Raw genomic sequence first — 22,462 nt, 5'->3', positions numbered from 1 at the left:
CGAGTCTGCCGCGCTCAATGCTGCAACGGCACCGTCTGCGTCGAACCTGCCGGCACCGCCGGAGTCGTCGTCGCCCTAGTCGCCGGCGTGGCATACAGCGGCTTCAGCGATTCGAAGCCCTGCTGGTAGTCGTCGGTGATCTGGCGCGCCTCCTCGCTGTTGCGGATCACGCGCGGGGTGATCAGCACGATCAGCTCGGTGCGGTTGCGGGTGTGGCTGGTGCTGCCGAACAGGCGTCCCAGTATCGGGATGCGGTTGAGCCCGGGGATGCCGGTGTCGGTGTTGTCCTGCTCGTCCTGGATCAGGCCGCCGAGCAGCACGGTCTGGCCGCTCTGCACGGCCACCTGGGTGCCGATCTCGCGGTTCTGGATGGTGTAGTTGCCTTGCGAATTCGCGCTGCCCTGAGGCGAGCTGACCTGCTGGTCGATGTCGAGATAGACCAGGCCGCCGGGATTGACCCGGGGCTGCACGTTGAGGAGCACGCCGGTGGTCATGTACTGGACGCTGGTCGCGGTGGCGCTGCTGCCCGAGGTGGTGGTCACGCCGGCGACGAACGAGGTCTGGTTGATCGGGATATTGCTGCCCACCTGGATGTGCGCCACCTGGTTGTTGAGCACCACCAGCGACGGCGCCGACAGCGTCTTGGTGTTGCCGTTCTGCTCCAGCGCGTTGACCGCCACCTGGAACTTGCCGTTGCTGCTGAGGAAGGAATAGTAGAAAGGCTGGCCGCCATAGGCATTGGTGCCCTGGCCCAGCGCGATCTCCCGATGCGCGCCCGGGTAGTTGCTGGTGGCGCCGTTGCCGTTGAAGCCGGTACCGGTGGGCGTGCTGTCGGCCAGGCCCTGCAGGTACCACTGCACGCCGAACTGGAACTGGCCGGTGAGGTCGACCTCGAGGATCTTCGTCTCGATCTGCACCTGCAGCGGCACGTTGTCCAGCCGCTTGATCGCCGCCTCGATCTCGTTCCACTGCGACGGCCGCGCGCGCACCAGCAACTGGTTGTTGGAATCCACCGAACCGATGTGGATGCTGCCGTCCTGCGAGGTGTATTGCTGGTCCTGGCTGGCGGCGTTGGGATTGCCGAAACTGCCGGAAGCAGCGGCGCCGCCCGTCGTGCCGTTGCCCAGGCTGCTGCCCAGCCCCCCCGTGCTGCCGAGGCCGCCACTGGTGCCGCCGAGGCCGCCGCCGTTCAGGCCGCCCAGCCCGCCGCCCGCGGTGTTGCTGCTGCCGAAGCTGCCCGCGGTGCTGCCCATGCCGCTGACCGAACCGCGCGCGTTGTCGCTGCTGCCCAGCGTGCCGGCGCTGAGGCCCGGCCCTACTTCGCCGCCACCGCTGCCGGAGCCGCCCGAGCTGCTGCCGTAGATCTGCCCCAGGTACTTGGCCAGGTCCGAAGCCTTCATGTTGCGCACGTTGTACACGAAGAGCTGCGGCTGGTTGCCGCCGCCCTGGTCGATGCGGGCGATCCAGCCGCCCACCTCGTCCACGTAGTTCGGCTGCGTGCTGATCACCACCAGCGCGTTGGTGCGCTTGATCGGGATGAAGCGCACCATGCCGGCCAGCGGCGTGTCGCCCTTGGCGCCGAACATCTCGTCCAGCTTGGGCATCAGCTGGTCGACGTCGGCGTTCTGCAGGTTGAACACGCCCACCGACATGCCGCGCAGCCAGTCCACGTCGAAGGTGCTCACGGTGCGCTGGTAGTTGGCCAGGTCGTCCGGCGTGCCCGACATCACGATCAGGTTGCGCGCGGTGTCGACCAGCAGCACCGCGTCGGGCCGCGCGAACGGCTTGATCAGCTTCTGCATCTCGCCGGCGGCGATGTAATGCAGCGGGAACAGGCGCGCCTGCAGGCCGCCGGCCGGCGCCGTGGCGCCCAGGCTGGGCACCAGGTTGCCGCCCACCGCGTCCTTCTCCGGCAGCACCACGTAACTGCCGCCGCGCACGACCAGGGCGTTGTTGGTCCACGACAGCAGCGTCTCCAGTATCGGCAACGCCTGGCTGGCGTCCACCGGTTCGGAGGTCGAGAAGGAGATGTTGCCCTGCACTCCGGGCACGATGGTGTAGTTCTTCTTGAGCAGGTCGCCCAGGATCGCCTTCACCACCGCCTGCACCGGCTGGTTCTCGAAGTTGAAGGTGACGCCGTTGGCGCCGCCCGCCGGCGCGCGCGGCGTGGCCAGGCCCGTGGCATGCACGAACTGGCCGCTGCCGCGGCTGACCTGCGGCAGCACCCCGGCGTTGCTGGTGGTGGTCTGGTCGTTGTCGAGCGGCAATGGCGCCGGCACCGGCGCATGCGTACCCGCCATCGCCTCGCGTTGCAGCGAAACATCGTCGGGCCGCGGCGACTGGCCGGCGCAACCGGACAGCGCCGCGAGTGCGGCCAGCACGGCGGCATGCAGCAGTTTCGTGCGGAAACGCTGCCGCGAACGCATGGAGGTAGGCTGGCGGGACATCAGTGGACTCCTTCGGGATTCGCGGACTGGCTGGCGGCGCGGCGCTGCAGTACGGCCGCCTTGAGCTTCTGCATGCGCTCGATCTGTTGCGGGCCGGGTTGGGGCGGCCGCTGGCCGGGCAGGTGCGGCACCGGCCGCGCCATGCCGCCGTCGCGCGACGGCGGCATGGGCGGCGGCGGCGTGCCGCCGGCAGCAGCCGATTGCGTGATATCGATCGTCGCGCCCGCCGGCAGTTTCAATTCGGTGCGGCCCTGCGGGGAATCGAGGATCACCGAGCGCTGCCGCACCTCGAGCACGCTCGCGCTGCCGTCGGGCAGGGACTGCCCTTCGCGCACGCGCAGTTCCCGGTTGCCGCTGTTGTCGTGCAGCAGCGCCATGCGCAGCTGCGGGGTGAGGATGACGCCGGTGAGCTGGAGGTCGCCGAGGCTGCTGCCGCCGCTGGCGGCATGCGCCTCGGGCTTGCGGTCCGGGCTGAACAGCGATTGCTGCCACACCGGCGCAAACGTCGCCAGCGGCACCGGCGCCGGCAGGCCCGCGCGCGGACCGGCGGCGGAAGGCAGCGCCGTGGCACGCGGCGCGTCCCAGCGCACGCCACGGCCGAAGCCGAACAGCAGCGCCAGCCACAGCACGCCCAGCGACAGCACCAGCGCCGCGAGCACCATGGTCAGCCGGCGTTGGCTGGCGGCGTTCATGGCGACGCTCCGGTTCGCCCCGTGCCGGGTGCGGGCGTCGCCAGCGCGGCCGCGCCGCCGTTGGCCGGGCGCACGTAGCCGGACAGGGTGAACTGCACTTCCAGCGGCAGCCCGTTGCCCTGCACCGGCACCGGGCTGCGGTAGACGTTGAGGTTGTCCACGAACAGGTAGGGCGTGCCCTGCTCCAGCGACTGCAGCACGGCCACCAGGGGCTGGATGTCGCAACTGAGGTTGATGCTGGCCGCGGCCTTGCGATACGGCTCGTCCGGGGCCGCTTGCGGATTGGCCACCGGCATCTTCTGCGTCACCTTGCAGCTGCCGCCTTCGGTATGCGCGGCCACGGCGTCCACCACGCGCTGCATCAGGTCGGCGGCGGCGGTGTTCGGGTCGTCGTCCGGCAGGTAGGCGTCGCTGGCGGCCTGGCCGGCACCCAGCGCGGCGATGCGCTTCTCCAGCAGCGGCTTTTCGGCGATGGCGGCGGCGTAGCGGCTCTGCGTGTCGCGCAGGTCGTCCATCTGTGCATCGATGTCGCGCAGCGGCGCCACGAACCACCAGTGCAGCAGCAGGAAGTAGGCCAGCAGCAGGGCCAGCAGCAGCAGGCCGACGGCCGCGATGCGGCTGTCGCGCGGGGTGAGCTTCAGCGCCCTCATGGCGCGCTCCCGCCGTCGGCCGGCCGGGACGCATCGCCCGTGCCGGCGGCGGTCCGCGCCGGCGCGGGCTTGTGCAACTGCGCCACCATGTAGAAACGCTCCTTGCCGCTGGCCGGATCGGGCTGGATGCTGCCCTGGAAATTCGCGTTGTCGAGCAGGTTCGAGCCCTTCAGCGCATCGAGCAGTTTCGCCGCCTGCGGGCTCTGCCCCTGGAAGCCGACCTGCCCGCCGTCGTCGAGGCTGAAGCGCTCCATCCATGCGCTGGCCGGCAGGCGGTTGGTGAGGTCGAGCAGCACGCCCAGCACGGTGGGGCGCTGCGCCTTGCGCTGCGCCAGGAAGCCCGCGGCGCCGGCATCGTCCTGCAGTTGCTTGCGCAGCGCGGCCACCTGCTGCGCATCGCCGCGCATCGCATCGACCTGCGCCTGCATCTGCGCCAGCGCATCCTCGCGGTTGTGCAGCCAGCTGCCCATCGCCAGCAGCGACAGCACGACGACGGCGGCGGCCAGCGCGAGGTTCAGGCGCAGGCGCGGACGCGTGCGGCGCGCGGCCTGTTCCGGCGGCAGCAGGTCGATGCCCAGGCGGCCGGCATCCTGTGGCAGGTCCACCGCATCCACCGCGATGCCCAGCGCCCCGAGCCGGGCCAGCAGCGGGTCGAGCGTGTCGCGGCGGACCACCAGCAGTTCCACCGCGCAGCGGCCGGCGACGGCGGGCTGGGCGAGCTCGCGCACCGCGTAATGCACCTGCGCGACGTGGAACGGCGTCTGCCGGTCCATCTCGTAGCCGGCGACCTGGTGCAGCTTGCCGCGCGCGGCCAGCGGCAATTGCAGCACCCGGCGCAGCACCGTGTCGGGCGGCAGCAGCAAGGCCAGCCGGCGATCCTCGGGATCGGTGCCGCGCCATGCGGCGGCCAGGGCGGCCTGTTGCGCCACGGCGTCGAGGCCGTCGCTCCAGCGCGCCAGCGGTTCGGCCTGGCCGGCCCGGCGCAGCTGCCAGTCGCCATCGGCCTGTTGCAGCAGGTGCCAGCCAGCGCCAGCGGCCAGCGCGGCGCACCAGCGCGCCGGCAGCAGCGGGACGAGCTCGCCGCCCCACCACGCGAAAAAGCCCGGCAACGGCGAAGCGCGCCAGGCGTCGCGCAGGCGCTCCATGGGGAACCTTCTCATGGCCTCCGGACCCTCCGTGCCGGGAGGCCATGAGAGGGTTCCCATGACCGCAGCGATGTCGTTGCAGCACTCATTCCCCGTCGCCCTCCTGCCAGCGCAGCACGGTGTACGGCTGCGACCCCATCCAGCCCGGCTGCAGACGGATCGTGGCGCGGATCACCGCGCGCGTGCCGTCGGCCAGCTCGGCCTGCGAACGGATACTATGCGTGATCCCGCCGCCGATGGGCGACGTGCCGGCACCGCCGTTTTGCTGCCGTGCGGCCAGCAGGGCCTGCAGTTGCTGCGGGAGCAGCCCGGGAATCGCGGCCAGCACCAGTGGCGGCGCGGTGTTCGGGTCGGGGATGGCGCGACCGGACCAGATCGTGACGAGCGGTTCCAGTTGCTGGTACAGCGCGGGCGTCATGCCCAGCACCAGCTGCAGTTCCTGCAGGGTGGCGAACGGGCCGTGGCGCGGGCCATAGTCGCGCCCCGCGGCGGCGTAGGCCGCGTTCGCGGCGTCCGCCTGCCCCGCATCGGTGACGAAGCTGCGCCACTCCACCACGTTGGCGGCAAGCTTGCCGGCGGCCACCGCATCCAGTCCCACGGCGCCGAACAGCGCCTGCAGCACCTCGGGCGAGGCGGCATTGAGATCGACCTTGCCGCCTTCGTCGATCACCGACACCTGCACCGTGGCGCCATCGAACGGAAACGGATAGCTGCGGCCGTCGGCCAGCCAGCGCCGCCTGGGGTCGGGGTCCTGCAGGGCGAGCAGCGCGCGCATCACGCCCGCCTCGGCGGCGTAGTGCGCGCGCGCCTGCGCGAACTGGTAGCGCGTCTGCAACGCCGCGGTGCGCGCGAGCATGGCGTAACCGCCGAGCAGGATCGCCAGCAGGGTGCAGGCCCACAGCACCAGCAACAGGGCCACCCCGCGTTGGCCGGCAGGCCGCTTCATCGCGCGCCACCGTAGGGAATGCTGCCCGGCAACAGGCCGACGTGCCCGCCGGCCGCGGCGGCATCGACGCGCAGCGGCACGCTCAACTCGGGCCAGTCGTAACCGCCCTGCGCCTGCAGGCGGATGCGTACCAGCTGCGGCATGCGCGTGCCGTCGGCCCAGTCGCTGCTCCACGGCAACGGCTGGTTCTGCGCGTCGCGGCCGCGATAGTCGAAGCCGCCCTTCACGATGTGGTCCAGCAGCACCTGCGGATCGCCCAGCGGCTTCGGCGGCTGGCCGTCCGGCGGCAGCAGCGACAGCTGCAGTTCCAGCCGCTGCCCGCCCTGGTCGCCATCCACCAGTTTCAGGACCTGCAGCTGCGGCCCCAGCTTGCCGAGGTAGCCGGGCAGCGGCGCGACGTAGCGCATCTCGTGTTCGCTGCCGCTGAAGTAGACCGGCTGGCCATGGTCGTTGTGCTCGATGGGCTGCGCCAATGCCTGCGACAGTTCGCTGCGCAGGAAACGCTGCGCCGAGGCGATCTCGTCGATGCGGTTGATCGCCGCGCCGCCCGAATGCACGGCGTGGATCGCGCTGCGCACGCCGCCGTACACCGCCACCAGCAGCAGGGCCAGCAGGGCCAGCGCGCCCAGCACCTCCAGCAGGGTGAAACCGTCCTGCCGCCTCATGGCGCACCGCCCGGCGGCGCCTGCGGCCGGCCGAGGCGCAGCGTGGCGAAGTGCGCGACCTGCGGATGCGTGGTGCTGCCCCATTGCACCGCCAGGTCCAGCCGGTACAACTGCAGGGGGCCGCCGGGCGACGCGCCGGGCGCCTGCCATGGCGTCACGTCCAGCGTCCAGCGGTAGCCGTCGTCGAAACGACCGTTGCTGCTGCCCGGCGCCAGCGGCTCGGTGATGAAGGCGCTGTCCAGCAGGCTGCGCGCATGCAGCGCCGCCTCGTCGTGCGCCGCCGCGTTGCGCGAAAGCCGGATCGCGCCGCCCGCCACCTGCATCAGGGCCGCGAAGGCGATCGCCAGCAGCAGCATCGCGGCGATGACTTCCAGCAGGGAGAAACCTTTTTGCCGGGATTCGGGATTCGGGATACGGGATTCGCAAGAGCCGCAAGCTCGCGGCGGCGCGCTCTGCCGAATCCCGAATCCCGAATCCCGAATCCCGGCCCTCATCGCACCGCCACCTGCCCGGTGAGCCACGACACGTTGATGCGCCACTGGCGGCTGCCGCTGGTCAGGATGATGTGGCCGCCGGTGGAGCTGCCGTCGGGGAAGAAGCGGATGCGCCCGGTGTAGTCGTTCGGACGGTCTTCCAGCGCGCTGGTGATGGAGAGCTTGAGGCCCGCGGGCAGGCGCACGTCCTTGCGCTTCGCGTCGCTGTAGGTGTCGTTGCGGATGTCCACGTCGAAGTATTGCTGCTTGCCCTGCACGATGGCCTGCGCGCGGGTGGCGCGCAGCGCGGCGGCGATCTCGCCGCTGGCCGCGTTGATGCGCGCGCTCTTCAGGCCCTGCGTCACCGACACCGACACTGCCGCCGCGGCGATGCCGACCAGCAGGATCACCACCAGCATTTCCAGCAGGGTGAAGCCGGCGCCATGGCGCCGGCCGGGATTCGGGATTCGGGATACGGGATTCGCAAAAGCCGCAAGCTCGCGACAATGCGCTCTGCCAAATCCCGAATCCCGTATCCCGAATCCCGGCTTCACTGCCAATTGCCCACGTCCTTGTCGTAGCCGTCGCCGCCGGGCTTGCCGTCGCGGCCGTAGAAGATCAGGTCGAAATTGCCGTGTTCGCCGGGATACTTGTAGCCGAAGGCGTGGCCCCACGGATCCTTCAGTTCGGAATCCTTCGCGTAGGGCCCCTGCCAGTTCGGCGCATTCGCGGGCTTGCTGACCAGGTCTTCCAGTTGCTGCGGCGGCGTGCCGTTGTCCAGCGCGTAGTTCTCCACCTTCTGGCCGAGCGTGGTGAGCTGCGCCTTGCCCGCGCCGTACTTGCCCTTGTCCAGGTTCTTGATGACTTGACTCCCCACCATCGTTCCGACGATGGCGATCAGCACGATCACCGCGAGCATTTCCAGCAGGGTGAAGCCGCTGGCACGCATGACGCGCGGGGAACGGGGAAGCACTCGCGGCGATGCATTGACCGCCTTCTTCATGGGCAACAGGCCGAAGCGTGCGGATACGGGGCGCAACCCGCCATCACGTTCCCCGTTCCCCATTCCCCGTTCCTTTCTCTGCATCAACGTCATCACACTCTCCACGTTTCATTGGATATTGCTGGTGAGGCTGAGCAGCGGCAGCAGGATCGCCGCCATGATCAGGCCCACCAGTACGGTCATCACCACGGTGAGCGCGGGCACCAGGGCGGCGAGCAGGCGATCGATGGAACGACGGCTTTCCAGCTCGAAGGTGTCGGCCACCTTGAGCAGCATGGTGTCCAGCTCGCCGGCCTCCTCGCCCACCTGCACCATCTGCAGCGCGAGCCGCGGGAACAGCTTCGACTGACCCAGCGCGAAGCCCAGGCCGGAGCCTTCCTTCACCTGCTCGTGCGCCTGCGCCAGCGCCGCGTCCAGCGCGCGGTTGGCGGCGACCTGGCGCGCGATGGCCAGCGCGCCCAGCAGCGGCACGCCGTTCTTCAGCAGCGTGCCCAGCGTGCGCGCGATGCGCGCGGTCTGCACCTTGAGCAGCAGCGGGCCGGCCACGCGCATGCGCAGCAGGCGCGCATCCCAGGCCAGCCGCGCGGCCGGATCGCGCAGGCGCACGCGCAGGTATGACACGCCGCCGGCCAGCAGCAGCGCGATCAGCCACCACCACGACTGCAAGGTCTGCCCCAGCGCCAGCACCGCCTTGGTGATCCACGGCAGCGGCACCTGCATGTCCTCGAAGATCGGCACGAACTGCGGCACCACGTAGGCCAGCAGCAGCACCAGCGAACCCAAGACGCCAACCAGCAGGAAGGCCGGGTAGATCAGCGAGTTGACGATGCTGCCGCGCAGGGCCTGCGAGCGTTCCAGGTAATCGGCCAGGCGGCGCAGCGTCTCTTCCAGCGAACCGCCCGCCTCGCCCGCGCGCACCAGCGCGATGTAGAGCCTGGGGAACACGCCGTGTTCCTCGTCCAGCGCCTGCGACAGCGGCATGCCGCCGCGCACGCGGTCGCGCACGCGCTCGATCAGCTTCTGCGCGCGCTCGCCCTCGGGCAGGTCGAGCAGGATGCCCAGCGCGCGGTCCAGCGGCTGGCCCGCGCCGAGCAGGGTCGCCAGCTGGTGGGTGAACTGCGCGAGCTGGTCGCCGTTGAACGGACCGCGCCTGAACAGCGCCGCGAAACCGGAGCCGCCGCCCATCGCGTCGGCGGGCCGCGCCTCCAGTGGCGTGTGGCCCTGGTCCTGCAGTCGCGCCACCACCTCGTCGAGGCTGGACGCTTCCATCTGCCCCTGCAGCATTTCGCCGGTGTCGCTGATGGCCTTGTAACTGAACTGGCTCATGGGGCTTGCTCCGCAAGCCGGGATGACCAGACATTCGTCTGTTGAGAGCCGGGATACGGGATTCGGGATACGCAAAAGCCAGGGGCTCGCGAGAATGCGCTTTGCCGAATCCCGAATCCCGCATCCCGAATCTCAGCCCTCCTGCGTGACACGCAGCACCTCCTCCAGCGTGGTGACGCCGGCGAGGGACTTGGCGATGCCGTCCTCGTACATGGTGCGCATGCCTTCGGCCCGCGCCTGCTTCTCGATCTCGCCGGCGTCGGCCTTCTGCATCACCAGGCGGCGCAGCGGCTCGCTCATCACCAGGAATTCCATGATCGCCTGGCGACCACGGTAGCCGCTGGGATTGGCCGCACTGGAGCCGGGCCGCCACAGCCGGATCGGCTTGCCGTCCGCGTATTTCTCCAGCTCGAACTGGCGGATCACCTCCGGCGACGGTTCGTAGGGCACCGCGGTCGCCGGATCGAGCCGGCGCACCAGGCGCTGCGCGAGGATGCCGTTGACGGTGGAGCCGAGCAGGTAGTCCTCCACGCCCATGTCGAGCAACCGGGTGATGCCGCCGGACGCGCTGTTGGTGTGCAGCGTGGACAGCACCAGGTGGCCGGTGAGCGCGGACTGGATCGCGATGCGGCAGGTCTCCAGGTCGCGCATCTCGCCGATCATGATCACGTCCGGGTCCTGGCGCACGATGGAGCGCAGCGCCGCGGCGAAGTCCAGCCCGATCTGCGGCTTGGCCTGGATCTGGTTGATGCCCTCGATCTGGTATTCGACCGGGTCCTCCACGGTGATGATCTTCACGTCCGGCGTGTTGATCTTCGACAGCGCGGTGTACAGCGTGGTGGTCTTGCCCGAGCCGGTGGGGCCGGTGACCAGCAGGATGCCGTGCGGCCGTTCCAGCACCTCGACGAAGCGCGACTGGAAGCTGTCGGTGAAACCCAGCGTGGAGAAGTCGAACACCACCGACTCGCGGTCGAGGATGCGCATCACCACCGACTCGCCGAAGCTGGTCGGCACGGTGGACACGCGCAGGTCCAGCTCCTTGCCCTGCACGCGCAGCTGGATGCGGCCGTCCTGCGGCAGGCGGCGCTCGGCGATGTTGAGCTTGGCCATGATCTTCACGCGCGAGATCACCGCCGCGGTCGAACTGGCCGGCGGCGCCTCCACTTCGTGCAGCACGCCGTCGATGCGGTAGCGCACCTTGAGCCGGTTCTCGAACGGCTCGATGTGCACGTCGGAGGCGCGCTGCTCGACGGCGCGCTGCAGGATCAGGTTGACCAGGCGGATCACCGGCGCCTCGCTGGCGAGGTCGCGCAGGTGTTCCACGTCGTCCACTTCCGCGGCGCCGCCGTCGATGTTCTCCACGATGGTGCCCATCGCGGAGCGGCCGCTGCCGTAATAGCGCTCGATCAGGTCGTCGATTTCCGAGCGCAGGCCGATGCGCAGCGCCACCGGCCGGCCGGCCGCCAGCGTCACCGCCTGCAGCGGATACGGGTCGGCGGGATCGGCCACCACCAGCGCCAGCCCGTGCCCGCCGTCGGCCACCGGCACCACGTGCTGCTGCTTGAGGAAGCGCAGCGAGAGTTCGAGGTCCGGCGGCGCCAGCTCGGGCGCATCGCGGGCGGACAGCAGCGGCACGGCGAGCAGCTCGCTCCATGCCTCGGCCAGCTCGCGTTCGTTGACCAGGCCCAGCCGCGCCAGCAATGCGGTGAGCGTGCCTTCGCTGGCCTCCTCGTGCAGCCGCCGGGCCCGCACCAGGTCGCCATCCTTCAGGCGGCCGCGCGCGACCAGCAGGGCGCACACCGCCGCCTCGCGCTCGTCCACCGTCGCCGCTCCCTCGTCCCGCGCCGGCTGCACTACTGCCGACATAACGTCACCCCGTCCGCGCATCGCGACCGCCAAGTAGATGTCTTCGACCGTGCCCCTCCCCCGAAGCCGCACGACGAACGCACATAGGTAACACATCGGCGGAGCGGCTGGCGAGCATGGCGCCGCAAGTCCGCGACGCACGCCGGTTTGCCGCCCCGCGCCAGTCTGTGACAATGCGGTTTTTCACCGGGTTCCCCATGCAGCTCGTCGACATCGGCGCCAACCTCGGCCACGAATCCTTCCGCCACGACTTCGATGCCGTGCTGCGGCGCGCGCAAGAACATGGCGTGGCAAGAATGATCGTCACCGGCGCCTCGCGCGAAGGCAGCGAGCACGCCCTGGCGCTTGCGCACGCGCATCCCGGCGTGCTGTGGGCCACGGCCGGCGTGCACCCGCACCACGCGGTCGACTACGACGACGCCAGCGACGCGCGGCTGCGCGAGCTCGCGCAAGATCCTGCGGTGCGCGCGGTGGGCGAGGCCGGCCTGGACTACAACCGCAACTACTCGCCGCGCGACGTGCAACTGCACGCGTTCGAACGCCAGCTGGCGATCGCGGCGGACCTCGGCAAGCCGCTGTTCCTGCACCAGCGCGACGCGCACGGGGATTTCGTCGCCCTGCTCCGGCGCTGGCGCGACAAGGTACCGGCCGCGGTAGTGCACTGCTTCACCGACACCCGCGAAGCGTTGCGCGACTACCTCGCGCTGGACTGCCACATCGGCATCACCGGCTGGATCTGCGACGAACGCCGCGGCACCCACCTGCGCGAACTGGTGCGCGAGATCCCCGCCGACCGCCTCATGCTGGAAACCGACGCGCCCTACCTGCTGCCGCGCACCGTGCGCCCGCAGCCCAGCCACCGCCGCAACGAACCGATGTACCTGCAGCACATCTGCGCGGAGGTCGCGCGCGACCGCGGCGAGAGCGCCGGGCAGACCGCGGCGCTGACCACCGCCACCGCCTGCCGCTTCTTCGGGCTGGACGCCGCCGCGGCCTGAGTGCCTGTTCAAGATTTTCCGCCGGAGCGCACCCTGTGCGCGAATGCTCTTGGCTCTGATCGAGGCATCAGGGCATTCGCGCACAGGGTGTGCTCCGGGCACCGCGTGGACTCGCGTGCCCGTTCGTGGCCGGGCTACACCTCGGCCTTGAAGGTGCGCCCCAGCGTCGGCCCGCCGCCGACGTAGTGGCGGAACACGTACAGCAGGGGGCGGAAACGCTGCGGGTCGATGTGGTTGCCGCCATCGAGGACCATCTCCTCGTGCGCGTGCACCCGCAGCACTTCCGTCTCCAGCGTGACGAAGCCGCCGGCGTCGGCTTTCCAGCCATCGACGGAACGCGCGTGCCACGCCACCACGCGTGCTTCCATCTGCAACGGGCATTCCGCCACGCGCGGCGGCGCCACCCGTTCCGAAGGCAAGGGCGTCAACCCGGCCAAGGCGAACTTGTCGGCCACGTGGCGATAGCCGGCCTTCCAGTCCGGCACCGGGTCGCGGCCGGTGGTCGGCGCCAGCGCCTCCACCGCGCGCCATTGTTCCGGCCCCGCCACGTTGAGCGTGCACTCGCGCTCGCGCCGCAGGTTGGCCAGGCCCTGGCCGCCTTCGGCCAGGCCCAGCACGACGCGGTCGGCCAACGCCCAGGCCGAGGACATCGGCGTCAGGTTGGCGCTGCCGTCCTCGTTGCGCGTGGCGATCAGCAGCACCGGCGTGCCGAAATAGAGGATGCGCGGCTGGATGGCGCGGATGGGGATGGGCGTCGGCATGGCTGCCATCGTCGCGGCAGCGGCCCCTGCCATGTTTCGGCGGCCGGCGAAGTGTCGCCGGCGATGGCGCGCTAGCATGCATCCATCATGCACGCCGCCCCCACCCGCTACCAGCTTGCCGAGATCGGCAGCCTGCTCGCCGATCCGTCGCGCGCGGCGATCCTGCTGGCCCTGGTGGATGGACGGGCGCGGCCCGCCGGTGAACTGGCGCGCATGGCCGGCATCGCGCCCAGCACTGCCAGTGCGCACCTGGGCCGCTTGCTCGAAGGCGGCCTGCTGCAGGTGCTGGAGCAGGGGCGGCATCGCTATTTCCGCGTGGCCAGCGACCACGTGGCGCAGGTGCTCGAAGCGCTTCCCCTGTTGCGCGTGCCGCATGCGTGCGCGCCGGAGCCGGCGGTCGACACGCGGCCGCTGGCTTTCGCGCGCACCTGCTACCGCCATCTCGCCGGGCGGCTGGGCGTGGCGTTCTACGAGGGGTTGCGCCGGCAGGCCTGGATCGAACTGGGCGAACAGGCAGTGCGGCTCAGCACCACCGGTGCCGAGGCACTGCAGGCGGCGGGCCTGCTGCCGCACGGAACCGCCGGGCAGGTGCTGGCGGGCCGCGGCTGCCTGGACTGGACCGAGCGCCGCTTCCACCTCGGTGGCGCGCTGGGTGTGGCGGTTACCGAGCAACTGGTGCGACGCGACTGGCTGCGGCGCCATGACGGTTCGCGCGCGCTGCTGCTGACACCGCCCGGGCGCAGCGGGCTGCGTCGGCTCGGCATCGTCCTCGACGATTGAGCGGGCTTTAACTGGGCCTGCCCGGAATTTCCGCCGCCCCTTTTCAACCTGCAGCGCGGACGTCCCGCGCTTCGCAGGCGACAGGACGATTCCGGTTGCCTGCCGGCACCCGGGTCGCTACGTCCTTGCCGGCCCACGCCACTGCGGGAGAGATGGCGGGCGGCAAGGCCGGCGACGCTCAGTCGAGTCGCCGCCACTCGCCCGGCAGGAGGCCGTCGAGGCCATGCCCGCCGATGCGCACGCGGATCAGCCGCAACGTGGGGAAACCCACCGCCGCGGTCATGCGGCGCACCTGGCGGTTGCGTCCTTCGCGCAGGGTGATGGTGAGCCAGCTGGTGGGGATGGCCTTGCGGAAGCGCACCGGCGGATCGCGCGGCCACAGCCACTCCGGCTCGTCGGCGTGCTCGGCCGGCGCGGGCAAGGTGGGGCCGTCGTTCAGCACCACGCCGCGACGCAGGGCCGCGATGGCCTTGTCGTCGATCGCACCGTCCACCTGCACCAGGTAGGTCTTGGGCTGCTTGTGGCGCGGATCGGCCAGCCGGTGTTGCAACCGGCCGTCGTCGGTGAGCAGCAGCAGGCCCTCGCTGTCGTGGTCCAGCCGGCCCGCGGCGTAGACGCCCTTCTGCCGCACGTAGTCGGCCAGCGTGGGCCGGCCGTCGTCGCTGGTGAACTGGCACAACACGCCGTACGGCTTGTTGAGCGCGATCAGCATGGCGGTTGCATGCGCGCCCCGGCTCAGTGCGCAGGCTTCACGAAGCGCAGCGTCATGCGGTCCGACTCGCCGATGGCCAGGTACTTCGCCCGGTCCTGGTCGCCCAGCGCCAGCGTGGGCGGCAGGGTCCACACGCCCTTGGGATGATCCCTGTCGTCCTTCGGGTTCGCATTGATCTCGCTCTGGCCGACCAGCTTGAAGCCGGCGTCGGTGGCGAGCTTGATCACGTAGTCGGTGGGCAGGTAGCCGCTGGCTTTCACCGCGTCCAGCTTGGCGCCCGGCGCGGCGCGATGGTCGACCACGCCAAGCGTGCCGCCCGACCGGAGCACGGCGAAGAACGCCTTGAACATGGCCGGCGCGGTGCCGGCTTCCGCCCAGTTGTGCACGTTGCGGAAGGTCAGCACCGCATCGGCCGAACCCGGCGCACCGAACACCGGCGCCTTCGGGTCGTAGCCGATCACTTTCGCCTTGCCGTACTCGATCGGGTCGGCGGCGAATTTCTTGTGCAGCTTGCTGTCGTCACGCTTCGCCTCGCCGCCGCCCGATGGTGCGGGCTCGGCGGCGATGTAGTGGCCGTTGTCGCGCAGCAGCGGTGCAAGCAGCTCGCTGTACCAGCCGGCGGACGGGTTGATTTCGACCACCGTCTGGTCCGATTCGATGCCGAAGAATTGCAGGGTGGCCTTGGGATGGCGATAGACGTCGCGCGCGCGGTTGGCCGGCTCGCGCCAGCTGCCGGCGATGACGGTGTCGAGCTGGCTGGTGCTGCCCGACGGCATGGGCTTTGCCTGTTGCGCCTGGCCGATCGCGCTGGCCGCCATGCCCACGGTCAGCAGCAGTGCTGCGCCGGCCCCGAAGATCAGTGGGTGTTTCATGGACGGCTCCTGATGATGGAAGTGGTCCATCGAGTATGCGCGATGACGCGCGCAGAATCAGCGACGGCCTTGTCGGGAGCCTCAAAAACTCCCACTGACGTCGTTCCCGCAAAAGCGGGAGGTGCTTCACAACAGCCGAAGGCTGGTCATCCAGGTGGATGTTCCGCAAAGTCGAAATGGACTCCCGCTTGACCAGCCTTCGGCTGTTGAAAAGCGCCTCGCGGGAATGACGAGCAAAAGGCGGTTATTCGGGATGCCCTGCCGGTTCAGAACGGCCGCGGGCACACCGACTGCAGGCCGTCGATGTGCTCGTGCAGGTCCGGCGCGATGCCCTGCCACATCGGGTCCAGGATGAAGTCGATGCCTTCGCGGCGCGCGAGTTTCGCGGCGGGGATGAAATCCGCGTCGCCCGCCACCAGCACGATCTGGTCCACCAGCCGCTTGTAGGCCAGCGCGGCGATGTCGATGCCGATCTTCATGTCCACCTGGGTCTGGCGCATCTCCGGCTCGAAGTGCTCGTCGCCGACGTCGTCCCAGCGCAGGCCGCCGTCGCGCAGTTGCTGCAGGGCCTGGTACTTGAGCTTCCATTCGCCGCGCTCGGCGAGCCGGCCCAGCCGCAGCGCCATCTTGCGCTGGCGGCGCAACTGGTCATGCAGCTCGCGGCGGAACGCGGCGGCGCCGCTGCGGCCGAAGTCCACGGTGTCGCCGCTCACCGGGCGCACGAAGTTCTTTTCCAGCGGCGGGCAGTCGTAGAAGAAGATGCGGTACAGCGATTCGCGCGGGCGATCCAGCGCCTTCAGGTGTTCCAGCGCCATGCCGAACAGGGTCTTGGCCACGGTGCGGGCGTCGCCGGCATCGCGCTCGCCCCAGACCTTGCGGTAGCGGGCAAGGAAGTAGGCGCCGTCGACCAGGATGGCGGTGCGTTGCATAGGAAATCCTCATGGATGCTGCATTGGACGGGATGGCGACACACCGGCCCATAGCGGCCGGCGGCGGCGATTTTACGCGATACGGGGCGCGTCAATCCTCCATGGCACCCGCAGGCGCCTTCATCGGCAGCCTTCGGCAGTAATCGTCCGCCTCGGCCAACAACCAGGCGCGGAAGGTCTGCAGACCGCGGTGTTCCTGCGAGCGCGGCGGGTATACCAGCCAGTAGGCATCGGTCACCGGCAGGTAGCGCTCGCCCAGCACGACCAGCCGACCGGCGTCGATCAGCGACTTGGACATGACCATGCGCCCCATCGCCACGCCCAGCCCTTCCAGCGCCGCGTGCCGCAACGCTTCGAGGTTGTCGAAGTGCGCCACGTAGCGGCGCGGCGGCGCGCCGCCGAAGTGCGCGAACCAGCTGCGCCAGCGATTCGGCGGATCGGGCTCGCCCAGCAGCGGCCACTGCGCGAGGTCGTGCGGGTCGGCATCGCCCATCCGCGCCAGCAGGGCAGGCGCCGCGACCGGCGCGACCCATTCGCCGAACAGACGTTCACTCTGCAGGCCCGGCCAGTCGCCACGGCCGTAGCGCACGGCGGCATCCACCGGCTCGCGATCGAACTGCACCAGCGCCGAACTCGATTGCAGGTTGAGTTCCAGCTCTGGATGCTCCGCCACCAGGCGGGGCAGCCGCGGCACCAGCCAGCTGGAGATGATGCCGGCGCTGGCGCTGAGCGTGAGCGCGTCGTGGCGACGCTCGCGATAGCGCGACAGCGCGTGCTCGATGCCGTCGAAATGGTCACCCACCGCTTCAAGCAGGCTGCAGCCTTCCGCGGTCAGCGTCACGCCGCGTGGGCCGCGTTCGAGCAGGCGCCGGTCCAGCCGTTCCTCCAGCTGGCGCATCTGGTGGCTGAGCGCGCTCACCGTGAGGTGCGCCTGCTCGGCGGCACGCGACAGCTTGCCGCTGCGGGCGACCAGCACGAACTGCTGCAGCAGGTCCAGCGAGAGTCGCGTCATCTTGAATTTCCTTCAAGGCAGGCTTGCGAAGATATCGCTTTTTCGCCGTCGTGCCACGGCTTACCTTGCATCCGTCCCCGTCCCCACTTGCAAGGAATTCACCATGCGCTCGCCCTTCCTCGGCCTGCTGCTGCAGCACGGCCATGTGCATTCCCCCGAACTCGTCCGCCAGCTGGACCGCGACGACCAGCGCACGCTGCCCCTGCGCGACGCGGCCAGGCAACTGACCGCACCGGAGGCCGCCGCACGGCGCAGCTCGTGGCGCGGCGTGGTCGGCGGCGCACGCTACCTGTTCCTGATCAACTCGCCCTGATCAACTCGCCGTGAGGCGCACCGCCCCGCCTTGATCGACTGCCCGCGCGCGCCCATCATCGACGGAGCCCCCCCGTCGGGATGGGCCGCGCATGCGGGTGCATGCGTGGCCACTGGCATCCCGGCGCTCCCCGCCACCGGAGCCCCTCATGCAAACCCGTCCGCTCGGCCGCTCGCCGCTTTCCATCGCCCCGCTGGTGTTCGGCGGCAACGTGTTCGGCTGGAGCGCCGACGAGGCGCGCTCGTTCGAACTGCTCGACGCCTTCGTCGACGGTGGCGGCAACCTGGTCGACACCGCCGACGTCTATTCGGCCTGGGTGCCGGGCAATGCCGGCGGCGAGTCGGAAACCATCATCGGCAAGTGGCTGAAAAAGAGCGGCAAGCGCGACAAGGTGCTGATCGCCACCAAGGTGGCGAAATGGGCCGAGCACCCCGGCCTGTCGCCGATGAACATCCATGCCGCGGTGGAGGGCTCGCTCAAGCGCCTGCAGACCGACCGCATCGACCTCTACTTCGCGCACGAGGACGACGCCAGCGTGCCGATGCACGAGACGCTGGGCGAATTCGGCCGCCTGATCGAACAGGGCAAGGTGCGCGCGATCGGCGCCTCCAACTTCAAGGCCGACCGCGTCGCCGACGCGCTGGCGCTGGCGCAGCAGCACGGCCTGCCGCGCTACGAGTGCCTGCAGCCGGAATACAACCTGGTCGCGCGCGCCGGCTACGAGGCGGAACTCGAACCGCTGGTGCGCGAGGAGGGCCTGGGCGTGGTCTGCTACTACGCGCTGGCCAGCGGCTTCCTCTCCGGCAAGTACCGCAGCGCGGACGACCTCGCCAAGAGCATCGCGCGCGGCGGTGCGGCGAAGCGCTTCCTCAACCCGCACGGCCTGGGCGTGCTCGCCGCGCTGGACGCGGTGGCCGCCGCGCACGGCGCCACGCCGGCGCAGGTGGCGCTGGCCTGGCTGGTCGCCCGTCCGTCCGTCACGGCGCCGATCGCCAGCGCCACCAGCGTGCCGCAATTGCAGGAGTTGCTGGGAGCGCTGCAGCTCACCCTGGCTGCCGACGAGATCGCCGCGCTGGATCGCGCCAGCGCGGCCTGACGCGCCGGCCGGATGCTGGCAGGCGCAGGGAAATCCGGGAATGTCCGGATTCGCCCGCTGGCACGTCTACTGGGCTGAACGCCCCGGGTGCGAGGCAACAACCCCTGGATGGGCTATCGGCCATGTTGCGCGTCGTCGTCCTGCGCAGTGGCGTGACCGCACAGGACGCGGACGACGTGGGGCACGTCGTCCGCCTCGAGTCCCATGTGCGCAGGCAGGAGGTCCGCTCGCCCGGCGTGCCGCTCCACGTGGTGTTCGCCAATGTCGGCACGGCAAGGTGCTGCCCTCGGTGCTGACGCTGGCGTTGCTGCGGCAGGAACTGACGGCCGCGGCGGCGCCCTGAGGGGCGCCCACCGCCATGGGTCGCGAGGAGTCTGGGCGGCAGAAGCCGTTCGGGCTCCTAGTCCTGCTCGTCGGGCGATTCCACCGTGTAGCCCTGCGCCTTGAGCCTGGCCAGGTAGCCGTCCGCCGCCAGCAGGTCCTCCATCGGCAGCAGGGCCAGGCTGCTGCCGTGCTGCGCCAGCGCCTTGCCGGCGGCGTCCATCCAGCTTTGCGCCACCTTTTCCGGGAGGTCCTGCAGGCCCTGCTGGCGGGCGAAGTCGGCGCCGTCGAACGCATCGGCGCAGCTGCGGTCGGCATGGTCGCGCGGCATGCGCGCCAGCGCGTCGATGTCGCCGGTGGCCCAGGCATTGGCCTGCGCCTGCATCTGCGGCACGCCGTGTTCGACACGGTCCAGCGTCTGCTCGAAGCAGGCGGTGTCGTCCATGCCGCCGTGGCGGAACTCGGTGAGCGCCGCCTTCGGATCGGCCAGGGTGAACTTGTAGCTGGTGTCGACCAGCGGGATGTCGTGCGCCTTGGCCAGCTTGCGCACCAGCTTCCCCGCGATGTCGTCGTCGCTGAGGCCGGCCTCCTTCACCGCCGCCTCGTAGAGCTTGATCGCGGCGAACATCGGGCGGTATTTCTCCACGCCGCCGTCATGGCCGAGGTAGCGCGCCTTCAGCCCCAGCCAGCGCGCATACACGGGCGGCGGCAGCACGTCCACGAGCTTGCGGCCGTCGGGGTTGTTGCGGATGCCGACCAGCCGCGGCAACAGCAGCAGGGAACCGAAGAAACCCACTTTGGCGTTCACCTCGATGCCGGGCGGCAGCAGCACCGCCTGCGCCTCCAGTTCGGTGTCGCCCACCTGGCGCGACTGCCACTGCATCTTCTTCGGCAGCGGCGCGAGCGTGCCGAGTATCCACAGCACGTGGTCGCCCTTGCTGACCTTCCACAGGCCCGGCCCCGGCAACTCGCCGCTCACTACCACGGCAGGCAGGTCCTTCGCCGTCGTGGCGGCCGGTGCGGGCGCCACCTGCGCGAACACCGGCAGGGTCGCCAGGCCCAGCACAGCCATCATCCAGCAGCCGATGCGCATCGCTCACTCCCTTGATCCATCCCGGCCGCGCCGATCGCGGCAGGACTCCGCACGGACCGGCGTGTGCCGGCGAAGTTCGGTCGCGACAGGATGCCCGGCCGATCCCGCCGCCTCAATGGGCAGCGGCCGAAACGGGCGCCGCGACACTGCCGCCCGCCGCCGGTGCATCATCCAGCCCCAGCGGCGCCTCCACCGCGTAGCCCTGCGCCTTGAGCCGGGCCAGGTAACCATCGGGCGACAGCAGCTCGTCCATCGGCAGCATGGCGAAACTGGTGTCGTTCTTCGCCAGCGCGTCGCGCGCGGCGGCCAGCCATGCCGCCTCCAGTTGCGCGGGAATGTCGGCCATGCCGAACTGCCGCGCGAAGCCGGCGCCGGTGACCGCGGCGACGCAGGTGTCGTGGCGGTGGCTGTCGGGCAGCGCGCGCAAGGCTTCCAGGTCGCCGGTGGCCCAGGCGTTGGCGCGCGCGGTCATCGCCGGCAGGTCGTGCTCGATGGCGTCCAGCGTGCGGTCGAAACACTCCATGTCGCTGGGCGCCGCGGCCTTGAAGGCCTTGATCGCGTCGCGCGGGTGCCGGATCTCCACGCGGTAGCGCACCGGCGTCTCCACCACGCCGTCCTGCTTCGCCAGCGCGGCCACCTTGCCCGGCACGCCGCCATCGCGATTCAGGCCGTTCCCCTTCAGCGCCTTGTTGTACAGCTCCTCCGCCGCGAACAGCGGGCGCCAGCGCTCGATGCCGCCGTCGTTGCCGATGTACTTCCGCTTCAGCACCAGCCAGCGCGCGTAGGTGGACGCGTCCATCACCTGGTCCAGCGATTTGCCGTCGGGGTTCTTGCGCGCACCGTAGGCACTGGGCAGCAGGAACAGCTTGCCGAAGAAGCCGACGTCCGCCTTCAACTCGATCTTGGGCTGCAGCAGCACCTGCTTCGACTGTGCGAGCACCTGCTCCACCTCGTGCGATTCCCACTGCATGTTGCCCGGCAGCGGCGACAGTGTGCCCAGCACCCACAGCACGTGGCCGTCCCTGCTCACCTTCCACAGGCCCGGCCCCGACACCACGCCACTGACCACCACCGGCGCCAGCAAGGGCACCTCGGCGGGCACCGGTGGCGTGGCCGTGGTGCCTGCGGATGGCGGCACCTGCGCCTGCGCACCGAATGCGGCCGGCGCGGCCAACGCAAAGCCAAGCAGCATGATCCACGGGCGCATCGGGTTCATCCTTATCGGCGAAAGCAGGTTCCCGGGCGCTTTGCCGGGCCCGGCGTCGGTGCTGCGACCGCAGCGAATCGGCGATGTTCCTGCAAAAGGAGGCAACGTCGCTTGAACGGGCCCTACGGGTCGGCTCCGTCGGGCGGCTGCACGGCGTAACCCAGCGCCTCGAGTTGCGCCAGCGGGCCATCGGGCGACAGCAGTCTGTCCATGGGCAGCAGGGCGAAGGTGGCCGCATTGCGCATCAACGCCTGCCGTGCGGCATCGAGCCAGGCGGCGTCGATCCGCGCGGGGAGGTCGCGCATGCCCAGTTGCCACGCGAAGTCGGCGTTCATCGCCGCGACCACGCAGGCCTCGCCGCCAGCCTCCCTTGCGGTGCTGCGCAGGGTGGCGACGTCGCCGGCGGACCAGGCGTTGGCGCGCGTCGCCAGCATGTCCGTGTCGCGCGCCGCGGCGTCCATGGTCTGCCGCAGGCAGGCGATGTCCTGCGATCGGGTTTCGCGCATGGTCTCGTCCGCGTCGTGCGGATGCGCGACCACCACCTGGTATTCGACCGGCATGCGTTTCACGCCGTGCCGCCTGGCCAGCTTCTCGACGGCATGTGCCACGTCGTCCGAATCGGTCAGTCCGTCGCGCGCCAACAGCGCCTTGTAGAGCTCGAGCGCGGCCACGACCGGACGCCAATGCGCGCTGCCCCAGCCGCCCACGCCATACCGGCTCCGCAGCGCCTGCCAGCGCGCATAGGCCTCCGGCGGCAGCAACTGCTGCAAGGTGGCATCGTCGGGGTTCCAGCGCGCACCGTACGCGGAAGGCAACAGCAGCAGCTTGCCTGCGGCGCTGGTATCCAGCTTGAGGGTGGCCGTCGGCACGTCGAGCAGTTCCTGCGATTGCGCCAGCACGCGCTCCACCTGCGCCGAGCGCCACTGCATGTGCCCGGGCAGCGGCGTCAGCGTGCCAAGCACCCACAGCACGTGCCCGCCCCTGCTCACCTTCCACAGGCCTGGACCGGGCTGCACGCCGGTGACCGTGACCGGGTCCAGCGTGACGGCGGCCGTGGACGCATGTGCTGGCGTGGCGGCTGCCTGCGCATGCACCGGCCCGGCAAGGGCACAAAGCAACGGCAGCCAGGACGCCCTGATCATGCGCTCCACTTCA

23 protein-coding genes are annotated in these 22,462 nt (G+C 70.3%); 4 read left to right on the top strand and 19 right to left on the bottom strand.

Annotation, left to right across the window (positions count from 1 at the left end):
* Positions 1 to 14: 14 nt before the first annotated feature.
* From gspD to gspE, 11 genes are all read right to left on the bottom strand, one after another.
* Positions 15 to 2,447, bottom strand: coding sequence for a type II secretion system secretin GspD (gene gspD / locus IHE47_RS07790; RefSeq protein ID WP_225561694.1), 2,433 nt, complete (start codon positions 2,445 to 2,447; stop codon positions 15 to 17).
* A complete protein-coding gene (locus tag IHE47_RS07785) occupies positions 2,447 to 3,139 on the bottom strand; it encodes a general secretion pathway protein GspN (protein WP_192105327.1) in 693 nt (230 codons plus the stop codon). The genes gspD and IHE47_RS07785 overlap by 1 nt, the downstream gene beginning before the upstream one ends.
* The gene (gene gspM / locus IHE47_RS07780; protein ID WP_192105326.1) at positions 3,136 to 3,789 is read right to left on the bottom strand and encodes a type II secretion system protein GspM; all 654 of its coding nucleotides are present in this window, start codon (positions 3,787 to 3,789) and stop codon (positions 3,136 to 3,138) included. The genes IHE47_RS07785 and gspM overlap by 4 nt, the downstream gene beginning before the upstream one ends.
* Positions 3,786 to 4,949, bottom strand: a complete 1,164-nt coding sequence (locus tag IHE47_RS07775; protein WP_192105325.1) for a PilN domain-containing protein — start codon at positions 4,947 to 4,949, stop codon at positions 3,786 to 3,788. Before IHE47_RS07775 ends, gspM begins: the two co-directional genes overlap by 4 nt.
* Positions 4,950 to 5,019: 70 nt before the next feature.
* A complete protein-coding gene (locus IHE47_RS07770; RefSeq protein WP_192105324.1) occupies positions 5,020 to 5,880 on the bottom strand; it encodes a type II secretion system protein GspK in 861 nt (286 codons plus the stop codon).
* The gene (locus IHE47_RS07765; RefSeq protein ID WP_192105323.1) at positions 5,877 to 6,545 is read right to left on the bottom strand and encodes a prepilin-type N-terminal cleavage/methylation domain-containing protein; all 669 of its coding nucleotides are present in this window, start codon (positions 6,543 to 6,545) and stop codon (positions 5,877 to 5,879) included. Before IHE47_RS07765 ends, IHE47_RS07770 begins: the two co-directional genes overlap by 4 nt.
* Positions 6,542 to 6,919, bottom strand: a complete 378-nt coding sequence (locus IHE47_RS07760; protein WP_343227462.1) for a type II secretion system protein — start codon at positions 6,917 to 6,919, stop codon at positions 6,542 to 6,544. Before IHE47_RS07760 ends, IHE47_RS07765 begins: the two co-directional genes overlap by 4 nt.
* Positions 6,920 to 7,035: 116 nt before the next feature.
* On the bottom strand, positions 7,036 to 7,485 hold the full coding sequence (locus tag IHE47_RS07755; protein ID WP_343227461.1) for a GspH/FimT family pseudopilin: 450 nt from the start codon (positions 7,483 to 7,485) through the stop codon (positions 7,036 to 7,038).
* A gap of 83 nt (positions 7,486 to 7,568) precedes the next feature.
* A complete protein-coding gene (gspG, locus tag IHE47_RS07750) occupies positions 7,569 to 7,967 on the bottom strand; it encodes a type II secretion system major pseudopilin GspG (RefSeq protein ID WP_192105320.1) in 399 nt (132 codons plus the stop codon).
* Between the two features lie 162 nt (positions 7,968 to 8,129).
* On the bottom strand, positions 8,130 to 9,347 hold the full coding sequence (gene gspF, locus IHE47_RS07745) for a type II secretion system inner membrane protein GspF (RefSeq protein WP_192105319.1): 1,218 nt from the start codon (positions 9,345 to 9,347) through the stop codon (positions 8,130 to 8,132).
* Positions 9,348 to 9,479: 132 nt separating this feature from the next.
* Entirely contained in the window at positions 9,480 to 11,213 is a 1,734-nt protein-coding gene (gene gspE, locus IHE47_RS07740) for a type II secretion system ATPase GspE (protein WP_192105318.1), read from the bottom strand.
* A gap of 197 nt (positions 11,214 to 11,410) precedes the next feature.
* On the opposite strand from gspE, the gene IHE47_RS07735 reads away from it, so the two are divergent.
* Positions 11,411 to 12,211, top strand: coding sequence for a TatD family hydrolase (locus IHE47_RS07735; RefSeq protein WP_192105317.1), 801 nt, complete (start codon positions 11,411 to 11,413; stop codon positions 12,209 to 12,211).
* A gap of 134 nt (positions 12,212 to 12,345) precedes the next feature.
* On the opposite strand, the gene IHE47_RS07730 is transcribed toward IHE47_RS07735, so the two are convergent.
* Positions 12,346 to 12,972: a flavin reductase family protein gene (locus IHE47_RS07730; protein WP_192105316.1), complete on the bottom strand. Its 627-nt coding sequence runs from the start codon at positions 12,970 to 12,972 to the stop codon at positions 12,346 to 12,348.
* Between the two features lie 87 nt (positions 12,973 to 13,059).
* Here IHE47_RS07730 and IHE47_RS07725 point away from each other — a divergent pair, with 87 nt between their 5' ends.
* Positions 13,060 to 13,752: a helix-turn-helix transcriptional regulator gene (locus IHE47_RS07725; protein ID WP_192105315.1), complete on the top strand. Its 693-nt coding sequence runs from the start codon at positions 13,060 to 13,062 to the stop codon at positions 13,750 to 13,752.
* A 178-nt stretch (positions 13,753 to 13,930) separates the two neighbouring features.
* Here the strand turns inward: IHE47_RS07725 and IHE47_RS07720 are convergent, their stop codons facing one another.
* From IHE47_RS07720 to IHE47_RS07705, 4 genes are all read right to left on the bottom strand, one after another.
* Positions 13,931 to 14,464 carry a pseudouridine synthase gene (locus IHE47_RS07720; protein WP_192105314.1) on the bottom strand — a complete coding sequence of 178 codons (534 nt, stop codon included), beginning with the start codon at positions 14,462 to 14,464 and terminating at the stop codon, positions 13,931 to 13,933.
* Between the two features lie 23 nt (positions 14,465 to 14,487).
* Complete coding sequence (locus IHE47_RS07715; RefSeq protein WP_225561707.1) at positions 14,488 to 15,282, bottom strand: methyltransferase; 795 nt, start codon at positions 15,280 to 15,282, stop codon at positions 14,488 to 14,490.
* Between the two features lie 320 nt (positions 15,283 to 15,602).
* Positions 15,603 to 16,265: an NYN domain-containing protein gene (locus IHE47_RS07710; protein WP_192105312.1), complete on the bottom strand. Its 663-nt coding sequence runs from the start codon at positions 16,263 to 16,265 to the stop codon at positions 15,603 to 15,605.
* A gap of 91 nt (positions 16,266 to 16,356) precedes the next feature.
* Entirely contained in the window at positions 16,357 to 17,277 is a 921-nt protein-coding gene (locus IHE47_RS07705; RefSeq protein WP_192105311.1) for a LysR substrate-binding domain-containing protein, read from the bottom strand.
* 103 nt (positions 17,278 to 17,380) lie between these two features.
* On the opposite strand from IHE47_RS07705, the gene IHE47_RS07700 reads away from it, so the two are divergent.
* Complete coding sequence (locus tag IHE47_RS07700) at positions 17,381 to 17,590, top strand: hypothetical protein (RefSeq protein ID WP_192105310.1); 210 nt, start codon at positions 17,381 to 17,383, stop codon at positions 17,588 to 17,590.
* Positions 17,591 to 17,738: 148 nt separating this feature from the next.
* Positions 17,739 to 18,686: an aldo/keto reductase gene (locus tag IHE47_RS07695; RefSeq protein WP_192105309.1), complete on the top strand. Its 948-nt coding sequence runs from the start codon at positions 17,739 to 17,741 to the stop codon at positions 18,684 to 18,686.
* A gap of 400 nt (positions 18,687 to 19,086) precedes the next feature.
* Here IHE47_RS07695 and IHE47_RS07690 read toward each other — a convergent pair whose 3' ends face one another.
* The 3 genes from IHE47_RS07690 to IHE47_RS07680 form a co-directional block, all read right to left on the bottom strand.
* A complete protein-coding gene (locus IHE47_RS07690) occupies positions 19,087 to 20,100 on the bottom strand; it encodes a TraB/GumN family protein (RefSeq protein ID WP_192105308.1) in 1,014 nt (337 codons plus the stop codon).
* A 112-nt stretch (positions 20,101 to 20,212) separates the two neighbouring features.
* The gene (locus IHE47_RS07685; protein ID WP_192105307.1) at positions 20,213 to 21,307 is read right to left on the bottom strand and encodes a TraB/GumN family protein; all 1,095 of its coding nucleotides are present in this window, start codon (positions 21,305 to 21,307) and stop codon (positions 20,213 to 20,215) included.
* A 122-nt stretch (positions 21,308 to 21,429) separates the two neighbouring features.
* Positions 21,430 to 22,449 carry a TraB/GumN family protein gene (locus IHE47_RS07680; protein ID WP_192105306.1) on the bottom strand — a complete coding sequence of 340 codons (1,020 nt, stop codon included), beginning with the start codon at positions 22,447 to 22,449 and terminating at the stop codon, positions 21,430 to 21,432.
* Between the last annotated feature and the right edge of the window lie 13 nt (positions 22,450 to 22,462).

This window comes from Rhodanobacter sp. DHB23, from assembly GCF_014842975.1.
In the GTDB taxonomy this organism is placed as follows: domain Bacteria; phylum Pseudomonadota; class Gammaproteobacteria; order Xanthomonadales; family Rhodanobacteraceae; genus Rhodanobacter_A.
Note: the sequence above shows the minus strand (reverse complement) of the source record. Positions and strands in the feature narration are given on the sequence as shown.